Here is a 14,740-nt window from a genome sequence, read left to right on the forward strand (position 1 = left end):
CAACCCTCTTTGCTGGCCGCATCGGGTGAAATGCTCGCCGTACCCGATCACACGCCTGGTGGCCCGACGCGAGCCAAGCGAAGGCACCCAACCCGGCCAAGACACGTGACCACGCTGGGACTGGCCCACGCTTCTCGTTTGTCTCTCAGCCACCCCGCCGACCGCCTGCGCTTCGACAAGCTCGGCGTACGTGAGGCGCTTCGACAAGCTCGGCGGGCGTGAGGCGCTTCGACAAGCTCGGCGGGCGTGGACGGCCGCCAAAGTGACCTCTCGACGCGGAGAAAGTGACTTCTCGGCTATTCCTCGTCGAGCAGCTGCTCAGCCGCACTCGGCGGCGCGGCGGACACCGACCGGAGGGCGCGCGGGGCGCGTTCGGTACGCCGCCGACGCCCTGCGGTCTGCACCTCGGGAAGGTCCTCGAGGAGCGCGCGGGGGGTGGTGTGCTCGCCGCCGCCCTGGCCGTGGCCACGGCGCGAGATGACGAACGCCAGCACCTGCGCGACGGCGGCGAAGAGCTCGCGGGGGATCTCCTGGCCGACCTCGCAGGAGCGGTAGAGGGCGCGGGCGAGCGGGATGTCCTGGACGAGGGGTACGTCGGACTCGGTGGCCCTGGCGCGGATCCGGGCGGCGATGGCGCCGGCGCCGCGGGCGATCACGCGCGGGGCGCCCTGTGCCGGGTCGTACTTGAGCGCGACTGCGACGTGGGTCGGGTTGACCAGGAGTACGTCGGCATCGGCGACGCCGTTGATCATCCGGGAACGTGCCATCGCCAGCTGTCTCGAGCGGATCGCGCTCTTGACCTTCGGGTCGCCCTCGGCCTGCTTGTGCTCGTCCTTGACCTCGTCCTTGGTCATCTTCATCTGCTTGTCCATGCGGCGCTTGGCCATCATGTAGTCGGCGCCGGCGAGCGCTAGCCCGACGACGGCGACGGTGCGCAGCAGGTTGATCGCCTTGCCCTCCACGACACCGATCACGGTGCTCATCGGCATCAGGCCGCCGATGAGCGGCATGATCGAGCGGATCGCCAGGTAGCCGATCAACGCCACCACCGCACTCTTGAGCAGGATCTTGGCGCCCTGCCACAGCGTCTGGGGGCCGAAGAGCTTCTTGAAGCCGCTGATCGGGTCGAGCTTCTTGAAGTTCGGCTTGACCGCCTTGGGGGCGACGACCATGCCGCCCTGCGCGATGGCCGAGGCGACGCCGATGACCATGACGATGCAGCCGAGCGTGACGATCGAGAAGAAGGCGTGCCGCATGGCCGTGCCCATCAGGTCGAGTGCCTTGGCCGGGTCCGGGTCGGAGATGGAGCGCAGCGACGCTTCGAAAATCGCCTGCCAGGAGTGCAGTTGGCGGGTGAGCAGCGGACCGACCAGCATCGAGACGATCAGGATGGTCAGCCACTGCCCCAGGTCGGGGGTGCGGGCGACCTGGCCCTTCTTGCGTGATTCGCGCCGGCGCTTCGCTGTCGGCTTCTCGGTCTTCTCGCCCGCCACTAGGAGCCGCCCGCCATCGTGCTCATCGCCTGGTTGATCAGGGTGGTGAGCCGGTCGAGCGCCTCAGGCAGGACCGGGAAGGACATCCCGACCAGCAGCAGGGTGAGGCCGATCTTGGCCGGGAGCATCACGTTCATCGCGTGCAGCCCTGGCGCGACCTTGGTCAGCAGCGCCAGCGCGAGGTCGGCGATGAAGAGCACCGCGATCATCGGCAGCGCGATCTGGATCGCGATGGAGAAGAACATCCCGAAGGAGGTGGTCAGGACGCTGGCCCAGCTCGAGACGTCGGGGGAGGCCATCAGCGGCAGGTAGTGGAAGGTGTTGAGCAGGCCGCCGACGACCAGCAGGTCCCCGCCCGACGCGAACAGCAGCATCACGGCGAGCATCTCGTGGAAGCGGCCGAAGACGCTGTTGGTGTTCATCGACAGAGGGTCGTACGCCGCGGCGATCTGGAAGTTGCCGAAAAGGTCGATCAGGGACCCCGCCGCCTGGATGGCGCCGAACAGCAGCTGGGTGGCGAATCCCATCGCCGCGCCGATCATCACCTGGGTGCCGGTCACCAGGATGAGCTCCGGCGTCGTACGGGGCAGGGAGGAGGCGGCGAGCGTCGGGGAGATCGCGAACGCCAGGCCCATCCCGAGCACGCCCTTGGCCATGGGCGGGATCGAGCGGTTGTTGAACGGCGGGGCGAAGGTGAGCCACGCGATGATGCGCACCGAGGCCAGCAGGTAGGCGATCAGTGCGGTGCCGTCGATCGAGATGGTCATCGGCAGCTCAGTTGAGGAGCGAGGGGACCTGCTCGAACAGGTGTTGGGTGAAGCTGATCAAGGTGTGCAGCATCCAGTTTCCGCTGATCAGCAGGACGATGCCGACGCCGACCACCTTCGGCACGAAGGCGAGCGTGACCTCCTGGATCTGGGTCATCGACTGGAACAGCGAGATCACGAAGCCGATCACCAGCGAGGTGAGCAGGATCGGCGCCGAGAGCTTGAGGCACACCAGCATCACCTGGAGTGCCAGGTGCATGACCTGGGTGTCGGTGATCAGCGGAAGGGCGTCAATGCGCATAGCTGGCCACCAAGGATCTGATGATCAGCGCCCAGCCGTCGACGAGCACGAAGAGCAACAGCTTGAACGGTAGGGACACCATCACCGGTGGCATCATCATCATGCCTAGCGCCATCAACGCCCCGCTGACCACCACGTCGATGATCAGGAAGGGGATGAAGATGATGAACCCGATGATGAAGGCGTCCTTGAGCTCGGAGAGCACGAACGCCGGGACCAGGGTCGCCAGCGAGACGTCGTCGCGGTTCTTGGGCAGGTCCCGGTCGGCGACACTCGTGAGCAGCTGCAGCTCGTGGTCGTCGGTGTTCTTCAGCATGAAGGTGCGCAGCGGCTTGATGCCGGCGTCAAATGCCTGGGCCGCCGTCTTCTGCCCGTGCAGGTAGGGCTGTACGCCGGCGTCGTTGATCTGCGAGACCACCGGAGCCATGATGAACAGGCTCAGGAACAGCGCCAGCCCTGCAAGCACCTGGTTCGGCGGCGTGGTCTGCAGGCCCATCGCGTTGCGGGTCAGGCCGAGCACGACCAGGATCTTGGTGAAGCTGGTGCAGGTCAGCAGGATCGCCGGGGCCACGCTGAGGAGCGTGAGCGCCAGGATGGTGACCAGCGAGGTGGACGGCTTGTTGGCCAGGCCGCTGAGGTCGACGTTGACCGTGCTGTTCGAGCTGCCGCCCGGACCGGTCGGTCCGTTGGGGGCCGCCAGTGCCCCGCTGACAGTCGTCAGCACGATGATGGTGGTCAGCGTGGCGAGGGTCGCCGTACGCCGTAGCAGCGTGCGGGCGCTCATGAGGCGTCGCGAGTGGCCCCACGGGCGACCTTGAGCGCTTGGCGCCAGGTCTCCGGGGACAACACCGAGCCGGCAAGCGGACCATCCTTGGTCTGCTGCGAGGCGGCGCGGTGGGTCGGCACAGCATGGACGCGCGGTTCCTCCGCGGTCGTGGCGTGCACAAGGTCTTGCGAGAAGTCGTGCTGCACGAGCTCATCGGGCTCGAGCTCGGTGAGGAGGGTGACCTGGTGCTCGGTGGTCCCGAGCACCAGCACGCGGTCGGCGATCGTCACGATCGCGACTCCCGAACCACGGGAGAGCGGCTGACGGTGCACGACCTGGATGGCCGCACCGGTCCTGCCCTGGAAGCGTCGTCCGGCGAACCGCGCGAGGAGCAGCAGCAGGCCGACGACCACGGCCAGGGAGAAGACCAGTCGGAGGGCGAGTTCAGTCACGTGAGGATCTCTCGGTGGCTCAGACGACGGCGGCGTCGTCGAGGATCTCGGTGACGCGCAAACCGAAGTCCTCGTCCACCACCACGACCTCGCCGCGCGCGATCAGCCGACCGTTGACCAGCAGGTCGGCGGGGCTGCCCGCCGCCCGGTCCAGCTCCAGTACGGCGCCGGGCGACAGGGCCAGCAGGTCGCGCACGGTCATCCGGGTGCGACCGAGCTCGACGGTCACCTCCATGTCGACGCCGTGCAGCATCTCGATGCCGCGGATGGCTGTCGCCAGCGAGCCCTGCGAGACCACGCCACCGTGCGGCGTGGCGGACTGGCGCTGCTGCGGGACGGTGCGGGTGCCCGTCGGCGCGCCGCTGCCCGGGGGCGCCTGGAGCGGGGTGTCGAAGCTGACCGGCTCCGCGACGGAGCCGGCCGGCGTACCTGCGGAGCCGCCGGCGGGGGAGGGGGCACCCTCGATGGGGGCCCGGTCGAGGTTCGGCCGGGCCTGCTGCAGCGTGCTCACCGGGACCAGCACGGCGGCGGCGATGCCGGCGCCGATGAGCGGGACGGTGGTGAACTCGCCGCCCAGGTCGCCGACGACCAGCGAGAGGTCGACCTGCGTCGCCGGGCGGGCGCGGCCGCCGAGCACGTTGGCGGTGGCGTCGAGCGCCGGCTGGGCGGCTGCGGCCAGGTCGAGACCGCCCAGGGGCGACTCGGCCAGCGCGTCGACCAGGTCCTTGCCGACCAGGACCGCGACCCGGCCGGGAACCGGGCCGTCGAGCTCGGCGACGGCCGCACCGGCGAAGGCGGCGGTGACGTGGACCGAGCCCGGCTGGGCCGGACCGGCCGTCAGCGGCGTCGCCGAGGGCAGCACCTCGGCGGCGGCCTCGGCAGCGGCAGCGGCGAGGTCGTCGAGGGTGAGGTCGCCGAGCGACGAGGTCATGAGTTCTCCTTGGGGGTGTCCACGATCAGAGCGGCGAGCCGCTGGCCGCGAGCGCCGGGGGTGGCGTGCGCGAAGGTGCTGCCGTCGACGGTGACGTCGAGCGGCGCGGAGGCGGGGTGGGAGAGCCGCAGCACGTCCCCGGTCTGCAGCTGGCTCAGGTCGATCGGGCCGAGTTGGGTCGAGCGGAAGCGGATCGCGACCGAGACCGGCACGTGGTCCATCTGCTGGCGCAGCAGATCGGCGGCGTGGACGCGGGCAGCGCGCTCGCGGTCGGAGACCGGACCCGGGTGGGAGGCGTTGCTCAGGTGCGGGTGCAGGCCGCTGAACGGCAGGCAGATGGTCATCCGGTGGGGACGCTCGGAGATCCGCAGCTCGAACTCGGCGACCACCATCACGTCGGCCGGGCTGGCGGCCTGGGCGAACTGCGGGCTGTACTCCACCGCGGCGGCGGCCGGCTCCAGCGGAAGGATGGTGGCCATCGAGTAGCGCATCTCGCCGAGGAGGCGATCGATGAAGCTCTTGACGACGCCGCCCTCGATCTCGGTCAGGGGCCGGTCGGGCTGATCGTTGCTGCCCGGGCCACCGAGCATGTGGTCGACGCAGGACATGATCGCCGCGATCGGCATCTCCAGTACGCCGAGGCCCGCCATCGGGTCGGCCGCGAAGAGCGTCATGTAGGTCTGGTTGCCCAGCGAGTCGACGTACTCGTTGTACGTGCGCTGCTCGATGGTCTGCAGCGTCACCTGGCACACCGTGCGCAGCGAGGAGGTGAAGACGGTGGTGGCCTGACGGGCGAAGCCGTCGAAGCTCAGCATCAGGATCCGCTGGTGCTCGCGGGAGAGTTGGATCGGCCGACGGAAGTCGTAGGCCACCGGCTCCGTGTTGCGGGCGCGCCGACGCGACCGGGAACCAGAGTGGCCCGGGCGCAGGCTCGGCGGAGGGGGAGCGATCGTCACGATCCCGGGATCGGCGCTGAGGCCGAGCATCTGAGACGTTCGGCCTTGCCCGAAGGTCCTGACCTACTAGTCAGAACGGGCCAGGGGGACGTCCGTCCGCCGAGCTTGTCGAGGCGCCTCGACAAGCTCGGCGGACGTTGGCGGACGTTGTTACTGGGTGACGAACTCGGTGAAGTACACGCCCATCACGTCGCCGTCGTACAGCTCGGTGAGCTTCTGGCTGAGCTTGGTCTTGAGGTTGTTGCGCGGCTGGCCCTGGTCGAGATCGGTCATCGACTGGCCGCTGAACAGGTTGATCGCGGCGTCAAGGGCCTTGCTGCCGTCGATCTCCGTGCCGGCACCCTTGCGCAGCTGCAGAGCGATGCCGAGCCGGAGGTAGTGGCCGCCGGCCAGGTTGATCTGGATCGAGTCGAGCGGGTCGACGGTGCCCGGCTCCGGCTTGGTCGGGCCCGACGGCTTGAGCAGGAAGAAGTAGGCACCGCCGGCGAGCAGGAGCACGACCACCACGGCCGCGATGATGGTGCGACCGCGACGGCGAGGCTTCTTCTTCTCGTCCTCGGTGGTGGGCATGGCGGTGATGGTCACGGCTGCACTCCGGTCTGGTTCTGGGACTTCTCCAGGTCCTGCTGGACCTGCTGGTAGAGCGCCCGGGTCTCCGCCGGGGCCTGGGAGAGAACGACGATGTCGACTCGCTTGTTGATCTGCTGGGAGCCCTTGATCGAGGGGTTCTCGAGCGGCTTGGTGTGGCCGAAGCCCGAGGCCTGGAGCCGCTTGTCCGGGATGCCGTCGATGTCGGCCAGGCGCCGCAGCGCGGAGAGGGCGCGGGCGGTCGAGAGGCCCCAGTCGTCGGGGTAGTACTTCGGCTTGACCTTCACCTGGTTGGTATGGCCGTCGATGTCGATCGGCTCGGTGATGCCCTTGAGCACGGGAGCGACGGTGTCGATGATCTCCTCGCCGCGCGGGGTCAGGTCGGCCAGGTTGGCTCGGAAGACCACGTGCCGCGAGACCAGCGAGACGACCAGGCCACGCTCGTCCACGGTCGCTTGTACGTCGTCGGCCAGCCCCTTCTTGGCCAGCGCCTGCTGCATCTTCTTCCACAGCCCGAGCAGCGACTTGACCTGCGTCTCGGCGTCGGCGTAGGCACGCTGTTTGGCCTGCATCTGCGCCTTGTCGACCTGGTCCTTGATCGCCTGGGTCTCCTGTGCCGGCATGTTGGTGACCAGGCTGTTGTCCATCACCTGCGAGCCGCTGGAGGTGGGGCCCTGGTCGTCGAGCAGCGGGCTGGAGCCCGACAGGATCTCGGCCGAGCGGCCGAAGCCGTTGGCCAGGCCGTCCTTGAGCTGTGCGTACTTGGTGGAGTCGACGGTCGACATCGCGAACATCACGATGAAGAGCACCATCAGCAGGGTCACCATGTCGGCGTAGGTGACCAGCCAGCGCTCCGAGCCGCCCTCGTGCTCCTCGTGCTCGTCATCGCCCTTCGGTCGGCGGCGTACCGGCTGGGGCCGACCTGCCCGGGAAGACATCAGGCCGCCTCCTCGACGGTCTGCTGGTCGGACGGCAGCAGCGAGCGGAGCTTCTCGGCGACCAGGCGCGGGTTGGAGCCCGACTGGATAGCGGAGACGCCCTCGATGGTGAGCTCCATCCGGGCGGCCTCGAGCGCGCCGAGGCGACGCAGCCGGTTGCTGAGGGGCAGCCACAGCACGTTGGCGGACAGCACGCCCCACAGGGTGGCGACGAACGCGCCGGCGATGAGCGGGCCGAGCTTCTCGGGCGTGGAGAGGTTCTCCAGCACGTGCACCAGGCCCATGACGGTGCCGATGATGCCGATGGTCGGCGAGTAGCCGCCGGCGTCGGCGAAGAACTTCGCCGCCTGGCGGTCCTCGGCCTTCTTGGCGTGCACCTCGGCCTCGAGGATCTCGCGCAGCTCCTCGGGGTCGGTGCCGTCGATGGCCATCGTGACGCCCTTGACCAGGAACGGGTCGTCGATCTCGCGCAGGCCGTCCTCGAGGGCCAGCAGGCCCTCGCGGCGGGCGCGCTCGGCCAGGCTGACGATGGCGGGCACGAGGTCGGAGGCGGGCTGGACCTTGCCGGTGAAGGCGCGCTTGATCGACTTCACCGCGGTCTTCGCATCGACCATGGTGCCGCCGGCGACGGTGACCAGGATCGTGGTGCCGAACACGAGCAGCATCGGCGGCAGCAGGAACAGGCTGCCGGGGTGGCCGCCCTCCATGATGTTGGCGACGATGATGACGATGAAGCCTAGGACGATCCCAATCGGGGTGGCGGCGTCCATCAGTCCTCGTTTCCAGTACGGCGGGGGTGCGGCGTGGCGAACTCGGAGACAGTCGCCAGCTTCGGCTGGCCTGACTCCGGCACGTCGGTGACCTTGCGGTTGAGGTACGGATGGACCGCGTCCAGCAGGGAGCCCAGGGCGACGACCTCGCCGCGGAAGGCGACGACGGCGTCGAGCACCTGGGTCATGGTCTCGGCGACGACGTACTTCTTGCCGTCGACGAGGGTGATGATCGTGTCCGGGGTGCTGTCGACGCGCTCGATCAGGTCGGCGTTGAGCAGGAACACCGAACCCGAGAGGCGGGTGAGCGTGATCATTCGGGTCGCACCGTCCTTGTGCGGGATTTCGCGGTCAGCGGCCGGCCATCCGTGGCCGGTCACTGTGCTTGATCGGCGCGGGCGCCCAGGACCTGAGACAGTCCTTTGCCGTACCCCGGACGAAAACGGCGGCCGACACGCCGTACGGGCCGCCAACTTGTCCGGGGCACGGGCCGAGACGACGTCGGCGGGCCGTCCCCGAGATGGGAACGGCCCGCCGATGCGTAGGGCAGGTGGGATCAGCGCTTCATGTTGATCAGGTCGTCGAGGATCTGGTCGGAGGTGGTGATGATCTTCGAGCTGGCCTCGAAGCCGCGCTGGGCGAGGATCAGGTTGGTGAACTCGGTGGAGAGGTCCACGTTCGACATCTCCAGCGCGCCGGTGGTGATCTTGGCGTTCTGGCCGTAGTCGGTGACCTCGCCGGCCGCGGCGTACTCGATCAGGCCGGAGTTGGCGCTCGAGACGTACTCCGAATCGCCGGACTTCTCCAGGCCCTGCGGGTTCTGCACGTTGGCGACTCCGATCTTGCCGATGGCCAGCTTGTCGCCGTTGGAGTAGGTGCCGGTGATGGTGCCGTCGCTGCCGATCTCGTAGGACTGCAGGTTCGGGTAGGCCACCGATCCCGCCGGCGTGCCGGGCGTGGTGCTGTAGACCACGGGCGGGGTGGCGGCGGCGCCCTCGGCGTCGAAGTAGTCCTGCAGGCCGTTGGTCGTCGCGGGCGCAGTCACCTTGTCGTTCATCTGCTGGGTGATGGTCTCCAGCCCGGTGCCGGTGGTGTCGGTCGCGCCGGGCTTGCTGTCGTAGTTCGGGGTGCCGTCGGCGTTGTAGCTGGTGACGGCGTAGCCCTGGACGAGCTTGCCGTCGGGGGCGGTCAGGTTGCCGTTCTGGTCGAAGGAGAACGCGCCGGCGCGGGTGAGGTACTTGTTCGCGCCGTCGCTGACCACGAAGAAGCCGTCGCCGCTCAGCATCATGTCGGTGGGGACACCGGTGGTCTCGTTGGCGCCCTGGGTGAAGTTGGTCTTCACCGCGGCGAGCTGGGTGCCGAGGCCGATCTGGATGGCGTTGGTGCCACCGAGGCTGCCGTTGTTGGCCGGCGCCGAGGCGGCGGTCAGCATCTGCGACAGGGTGTCGGAGAAGACGGTCTGCGAGCTCTTGAAGCCGACCGTGTTGGCGTTGGCGATGTTGTTGCCGGTCACGTCGAGCATGGTCTGGTTGACGCGCAGGCCGCTGATGCCGGCGAAGAGTGAACGAAGCATCGCGCTTTCCTTTGTTCGGTGGTGGTGGGGGGATCAGGCGTTGGTGCCGGAGGTGGTGCCAGAGGTGGTGCCGGAGGTGCTGGTGTCGCCGGTGGTGTCGCTGGAACTGCTGGCCGCGATGTCGCCGATGGCGCCGATCGAGTTGAGCGAGACCTGCTGGTCGCCGACGCTGACCACCGGTCCCGAGGTGGTGTAGGAGACGCCCGAGACGGTGCCGGACTGGGTCTTGCCGTTGGCGTCGACCCAGCTGACGTTCTGGCCGATCATCGCCGCGGAGCCGAAGGCGAGCTGGCTGGAGAGCACCATGCCCATCTCGCTCTGCATCTCCTGGATCGCCTGGACCTCGGTGAAGGTAGCGTTCTGGGTCAGCATGGTGGAGGTGTCGGTCGGGTTCATCGGGTCCTGGTACTTCATCTGCGCCACCATCAGCTGGAGGAACATGTCCGAGTCCTCGCTGGTCGAGCCGGTGCTACTCGCGGTGGAGGCCGAGTTCGCGGCGAAGATGCCGTTGTCGCTGCTGATCGGGGTCACGGTCACGGGGAGGGTCTCCTCTGGTCAGATCAGCTGGTCCACGCCGGAGGTGGCGCGACGAGCGGTCGGGACGGACGGGTCGGACTCGGACGCGACGGAGGTGTCGCGTGGGGTGGGCTGGTCGGTCGAGGCGTACGACGCCGCGCGGCCCCGGCCACCGCTGCCGGTGTCGGCCTGGGCTTGGGCCTGCGCGAAGGTCTGCGACTGCTGACGGCCACCGTCGGTCGCGCCGCCGGTGGTGCTGTTCGGGGTGGTGCCGGTGCCGAACTCGCGGAACCGCACCTCGGCGTCGGTGCCGACCGCCTCGAGCAGCCGGCGCAGCTCGGGGGCACCGTGCTCCAGCGCGGTGCGGGCGGCACCGTTGACGGGATCGGTCGCGACGTTGACCTGCACCGAGCCGGCCCGGACCACGACCGTGACTCGTACCTCGCCGAGATCCTCGGGGTGCAGTGTGATGGCGAGGCGGTGGGTGCCCTGCCCGCTGGCGGCCACCTTGGTGACCTCGGGGAAGACCTGGCGCAGCACGGCCGCGGTCTGCTCCGGCTGCTGGTCGGCGACCACGGAGGTGGCCGAGGTCGAGGTCGCGGCGGCCGCGAGGCTGTCGGTGACGGCCGCGATCGAGGAGGCCGCGTCCGGTGACGCTCCCGGGAGCGGGGTGGTCACCGGCACCAGCGACGGGTCGGTGGCCGATGCTGACGAGGCGGTGAGGGTGCTCGTGCTCGCCGAGCTGGTCGTGTCGGCGCCGTTCGTGTCGGCGCCGGTCGCCGCAGAGGCGTGGCGGTGCGGTGCCGGGTCGCCCGCCGCGGTGGCGAGCAGGTCAGCCGTCAGCGTGCTGACGTCGGCCGTCGAGCCCGGGGTGGTCGGCGCGGCAGCCGCGCTCGCGCTGGTGGGCTGAGTCGCAGCCTGAGCCGTCTGCGTCGCCGCGCTCGCCCCGGTCGGCGCCGTCGTCGCGCTCCGGGCGCCCAGGCCGAGCTGGCCCGCGAGCCGACCGAAGGGCGTGCCGCCGGGCTGCGCGATCGTGCCCGAGCCGGCGCCGGGCTGCGCCGCCGTCACGTCGTCGAGCGAGCTCAGCAGCGCGGTCGGCAGACCGGTGGTCGGGCTCTGCGTGAGGGCGTCGGCTGCTGCCGTCGTCGTACCGGCGGTGGGGGTGGCCTCTCCGGGCGCGCCGCCCGGCAGGCCCGAGGTCATGCCCGGTACGGCGAGGGTCTGGCCGAGCGGCCCGACGCTCCCGACCGCGGCGGCGAGCTGGGCCAGGAAGCCGAGCGCGCTGTCGGCGCCGGCCTGACCGGCCTGGCCGTCCTGACCGCCGTGGCCGGCCTTGCCGAGCGCGCCGGCGGACTTGTGCCCGGTCTGCGTCGAAGTGAAGGGAGCGATGCTCACGAGGCCTCCGTCAGGGCGAGGACGTTGCGGACGTAGTTCTGCGTCTCGGAGTAGGGCGGGACGCCGCCGTACTTGAGAACCGCTCCGGGGCCGGCGTTGTAGGCCGCCACCGCGAGGGTGGTGCTGCCGCCGAACCGCTTCAGCAGGCTGGCGAGGTAGTCGGCACCGCCGTTGATCGACTGGGTGGCATCGAGCGGGTTGGTCACGCCCAGCCCCTTCGCCGTCGCCGGCATCAGCTGCATGATCCCCTCGGCACCGGCCTTGCTGACGGCCTTGGCGTTGAAGCCGGACTCCTGCTTCGCGACCGCGGCGATGAGGTCGGCCGGCACGCCGGTGCGGGCGGAGGCGGCGTTGATCACCGAGGCGTACGGCGTGGCGCTGCCGACGCCGGCCGCGCCGTTCGTGTCGACCGCGCTCGTGTCGACCGCGGTCATCGTCGAGACGCGGGCCGAGGTGTCGGCGGAGGTGCCGAGCACGCGGCGGATCTCCGAGACCGGCTCCCCGAAGTCGGAGACCTTGATCTCCTTGACGCTCTGGCCGGTGTGCGGCGCCTCGATCATCATCCCGTTGCCCTCGTAGATGGCGACGTGGTGGATCGGGGAGCCGAAGAAGAGCAGGTCGCCCGGCTGGGCGTCGGCCAGGCTGCCGACGGCGGTGCCGGTGTCGGCCTGGTCCCGGGAGACACGCGGAAGGCTGATGCCGAGGTCGCCGTAGACCTGCTGGACCAGACCGCTGCAGTCCAGGCCCTTGCTCGGGTCGGTGCCGCCCCAGAGGTAGGGGACGCCGAGGTAGCGGCGCGCGTCGGTGACCACGTCGCTGCCGGTGGCGCCGCTCGACGAGGTGCCGTAGCCGGGCGGCGGCGCGATGGTGCTGCCGTCGTTGGTGGCCACCACGCCGGTGGTGCTGGTGCTCGACGTCGCGGCCCGCAGCGCGGTGGAGAAGTCGCTGGAGGTGCTGTCGGTGCTCGTGGTCGTCGTGGTGCCGCTGAGCGCGGCCAGCTGGCTCTGGATCTGCTCGATCCGGCTGCTGATGTCGCTCAGGCCGCCTGCCTCCACGGTCATGCTGCTCATCGGTGCGCCTCCCGGGCCCACCGCACCGAGGCGAGGTCGTCCAGCTCCTTGGCCTCGGCCTTGGCCCGCTCGGCGCGACGACGTACGGCGCGACGCTCGAGGAGGTTCTCGACGGCGGAGAGCTGGGCCTTGTCGGCGTGCCAGCGAGCACGTGCGCCCTCGACCACCGCGTGGTGGGAGGAGGCCTCCTCGCGAGCATCGCGCAGGTGCGCGCCCAGGGCGGCGGTGCCGGCGCGGAAGATCAGCAGCTCGGCGGGCGTGACGGCGGCGTCGCCCGGCAGTGCGGCGAGCCGGTCGTTCAGCGCGGTCGCGCGCTCCTCGAGGGCCTGCTGCTCGGCCAGTGCCATCTGCAGACCGAGCCGGCTGTCGTGCTCCCGCACACCGCGGACGCGCGCGACGGCGCGCAGGCCGCGATCGGCCACGGATCGGGTAGCACTCAAGGCACAGACTTCCTGCTGTTGACACTGTGCCGATCCGTCGGCTTCCGGTCTTGAGCGTTCCTTGCTCACCGGCTCCATCGGCGGACCTGCGGGGGACCTGAGCCGGTGCGGAGACAATTGCGAGCAGAGGTGCGGCATCTCGCGGCCGTCGGCCGCTCCTCACCGCCGCCGCCCGCGGCCCACCCAGACGACAGATGGGTAAAGGGGCACAGGCGTGCCCCTTTACCCATCTCTGAACTCGTCGGTGTCGGGAACCCGTCACCGTTTGTTGTGTGCCGGTGTCGCGCAGGCTCAGGCCTGGGCGGCCTCCACGGCCTCGGTCGCCGCCGCGTCCTCGGCCGGGGTGGGCCGCTGCAGGTTGGCCAGCACCTCGGGACGCAGCACCTGGGCGAGCTGCTCGGCGTCCATCAGGCCACGCTCGAGGACCAGCTCGGCGACGCCACGACCGGTGATGAGCGCCTCCTGGGCGATCTCGGTGGCGGCGCGATAACCGATGTAGGGGTTGAGCGCGGTGACCAGCCCGATGGAGTTCTCGACGGCCAGCCGCAGGATCTCGCGGTTGGCGGTGATGTCGTCCACGCACTTCTCCGCCAGCACGATCATCGCCTGCCGCATCCGCCACAGACCGGCGGAGAGCGAGTAGCCGATGACGGGCTCGAAGGCGTTGAGCTGCAGCTGGCCGGCCTCGGCCGCCATCGTGACGGTGACGTCGAAGCCGATGACCTCGAAGGCGACCTGGTTGACCACCTCGGGGATCACCGGGTTCACCTTGCCGGGCATGATGCTCGACCCGGCCTGGCGGGCCGGCAGGTTGATCTCGCCCAGGCCGGCACGCGGACCGGAGGAGAGCAGCCGCAGGTCGTTGCAGACCTTGCTGATCTTCACCGCCACCCGCTTGAGCACGCCGGAGAGGTGGACGAAGGCGCCGCAGTCCTGGGTCGCCTCGACCAGGTCGGCCGCCGTCACCAGCGGGAGCTCGGTGATGCGGGCGAGGTGGGCGCGGGCCGCCTCGACGTACCCGGCGGGGGCGTTGAGCTGGGTGCCGATCGCCGTCGCGCCGAGGTTGATCTCGTAGAGCATCGTGACGGCCTCGGCGAGCCGGGCACGGTCCTCGCCGAGCATGATCGCGTAGGCGTTGAACTCCTGACCGAGGGTCATCGGTACGGCGTCCTGCAGCTGGGTGCGACCCATCTTCAAGACGTCGTGGAACTCCTCGGCCTTGCGGGCGAAGCTGGCCTCGAGCTGGCCCATCGCCTCGAGCAGCGCGTAGGTCGCCTTGACGATCGCGATCTTGACCGCGGTCGGGTAGACGTCGTTGGTCGACTGGCTCAGGTTGACGTGCTCGTTGGGGTGCAGCACGTCGTAGCTGCCCTTGGGGTGGCCCAGCAGCTCGAGCGCCCGGTTGGCGATGACCTCGTTGGCGTTCATGTTGGTCGAGGTGCCGGCGCCGCCCTGGATCACGTCCACGACGAACTGCGAGGAGAGTGCGCCGCCACGGATCTCCGCGCAGGCCTCCTGGATGGCCGCGAACCGCTCGTCGTCGAGCAGCCCGAGGTCGTGGTTGGCGCAGGCCGCCGCCTCCTTGACCGAGGCGAGCGCCTCGACCAGGTAGGGGCTGGAGCCGATCGCGATGCCGGTGATCGGGAAGTTCTCCAGCGCGCGCAGGGTGTGCACGCCCCAGTAGACCTCCGCCGGCACCTCACGGTCGCCGAGCAGGTCGTGCTCGATGCGGCCGTGCTCGATCCTGCTGGTGTCGATCCTGGTGGTGTCGAATGCGGTCATGG

At 69.7% G+C, this 14,740-nt stretch carries 17 protein-coding genes; all 17 read right to left on the reverse strand.

The features are described 5' to 3' along the window. Positions 1-296 precede the first annotated feature (296 nt). The 17 genes from H036_RS0115210 to H036_RS0115290 all read right to left on the reverse strand — a co-directional run bounded on the left by H036_RS0115210 (position 297) and on the right by H036_RS0115290 (position 14,738). Positions 297-1,493 carry an EscU/YscU/HrcU family type III secretion system export apparatus switch protein gene (locus H036_RS0115210; protein WP_017935660.1) on the reverse strand — a complete coding sequence of 399 codons (1,197 nt, stop codon included), beginning with the start codon at positions 1,491-1,493 and terminating at the stop codon, positions 297-299. Further along, entirely contained in the window at positions 1,493-2,260 is a 768-nt protein-coding gene (locus H036_RS0115215) for a flagellar biosynthetic protein FliR (RefSeq protein ID WP_017935661.1), read from the reverse strand. The genes H036_RS0115210 and H036_RS0115215 overlap by 1 nt, the downstream gene beginning before the upstream one ends. A gap of 7 nt (positions 2,261-2,267) precedes the next feature. Further along, positions 2,268-2,561 (reverse strand): flagellar biosynthetic protein FliQ, encoded by a 294-nt coding sequence (locus H036_RS0115220; protein ID WP_017935662.1) that lies wholly within the window; start codon positions 2,559-2,561, stop codon positions 2,268-2,270. Further along, a complete protein-coding gene (gene fliP / locus H036_RS0115225) occupies positions 2,551-3,345 on the reverse strand; it encodes a flagellar type III secretion system pore protein FliP (protein WP_017935663.1) in 795 nt (264 codons plus the stop codon). Before fliP ends, H036_RS0115220 begins: the two co-directional genes overlap by 11 nt. Beyond that, positions 3,342-3,779, reverse strand: a complete 438-nt coding sequence (gene fliO, locus H036_RS24515) for a flagellar biosynthetic protein FliO (RefSeq protein ID WP_017935664.1) — start codon at positions 3,777-3,779, stop codon at positions 3,342-3,344. Before fliO ends, fliP begins: the two co-directional genes overlap by 4 nt. 19 nt (positions 3,780-3,798) lie before the next feature. Then, positions 3,799-4,710 (reverse strand): flagellar motor switch protein FliN, encoded by a 912-nt coding sequence (gene fliN / locus H036_RS0115235; RefSeq protein ID WP_017935665.1) that lies wholly within the window; start codon positions 4,708-4,710, stop codon positions 3,799-3,801. Continuing rightward, positions 4,707-5,582, reverse strand: coding sequence for a flagellar motor switch protein FliM (locus H036_RS0115240; protein WP_232421883.1), 876 nt, complete (start codon positions 5,580-5,582; stop codon positions 4,707-4,709). The genes fliN and H036_RS0115240 overlap by 4 nt, the downstream gene beginning before the upstream one ends. A 234-nt stretch (positions 5,583-5,816) precedes the next feature. Then, positions 5,817-6,236, reverse strand: a complete 420-nt coding sequence (locus H036_RS0115245; RefSeq protein WP_157417443.1) for a flagellar basal body-associated FliL family protein — start codon at positions 6,234-6,236, stop codon at positions 5,817-5,819. Positions 6,237-6,247: 11 nt separating this feature from the next. Next, positions 6,248-7,192: an OmpA/MotB family protein gene (locus H036_RS23060; RefSeq protein ID WP_017935668.1), complete on the reverse strand. Its 945-nt coding sequence runs from the start codon at positions 7,190-7,192 to the stop codon at positions 6,248-6,250. After that, positions 7,192-7,962, reverse strand: a complete 771-nt coding sequence (locus H036_RS0115255; protein WP_017935669.1) for a motility protein A — start codon at positions 7,960-7,962, stop codon at positions 7,192-7,194. Before H036_RS0115255 ends, H036_RS23060 begins: the two co-directional genes overlap by 1 nt. Then, entirely contained in the window at positions 7,962-8,279 is a 318-nt protein-coding gene (locus H036_RS24960; RefSeq protein ID WP_017935670.1) for a flagellar FlbD family protein, read from the reverse strand. Before H036_RS24960 ends, H036_RS0115255 begins: the two co-directional genes overlap by 1 nt. A gap of 239 nt (positions 8,280-8,518) precedes the next feature. Next, entirely contained in the window at positions 8,519-9,535 is a 1,017-nt protein-coding gene (locus H036_RS0115265) for a flagellar hook protein FlgE (protein WP_017935671.1), read from the reverse strand. A 33-nt stretch (positions 9,536-9,568) separates the two neighbouring features. Next, entirely contained in the window at positions 9,569-10,072 is a 504-nt protein-coding gene (locus tag H036_RS23070) for a flagellar hook assembly protein FlgD (RefSeq protein WP_017935672.1), read from the reverse strand. An 18-nt stretch (positions 10,073-10,090) separates the two neighbouring features. Beyond that, complete coding sequence (locus tag H036_RS0115275) at positions 10,091-11,446, reverse strand: flagellar hook-length control protein FliK (RefSeq protein ID WP_020485880.1); 1,356 nt, start codon at positions 11,444-11,446, stop codon at positions 10,091-10,093. Beyond that, the gene (locus tag H036_RS0115280; protein ID WP_232421884.1) at positions 11,443-12,516 is read right to left on the reverse strand and encodes a transglycosylase SLT domain-containing protein; all 1,074 of its coding nucleotides are present in this window, start codon (positions 12,514-12,516) and stop codon (positions 11,443-11,445) included. Before H036_RS0115280 ends, H036_RS0115275 begins: the two co-directional genes overlap by 4 nt. Next, on the reverse strand, positions 12,513-12,956 hold the full coding sequence (locus H036_RS0115285; protein WP_157417445.1) for a flagellar FliJ family protein: 444 nt from the start codon (positions 12,954-12,956) through the stop codon (positions 12,513-12,515). Before H036_RS0115285 ends, H036_RS0115280 begins: the two co-directional genes overlap by 4 nt. 291 nt (positions 12,957-13,247) lie before the next feature. Next, complete coding sequence (locus H036_RS0115290) at positions 13,248-14,738, reverse strand: aspartate ammonia-lyase (RefSeq protein WP_017935675.1); 1,491 nt, start codon at positions 14,736-14,738, stop codon at positions 13,248-13,250. Between the last annotated feature and the right edge of the window lie 2 nt (positions 14,739-14,740).

It is taken from the genome of Nocardioides sp. Iso805N, from assembly GCF_000364605.1.
GTDB lineage: Bacteria > Actinomycetota > Actinomycetes > Propionibacteriales > Nocardioidaceae > Nocardioides.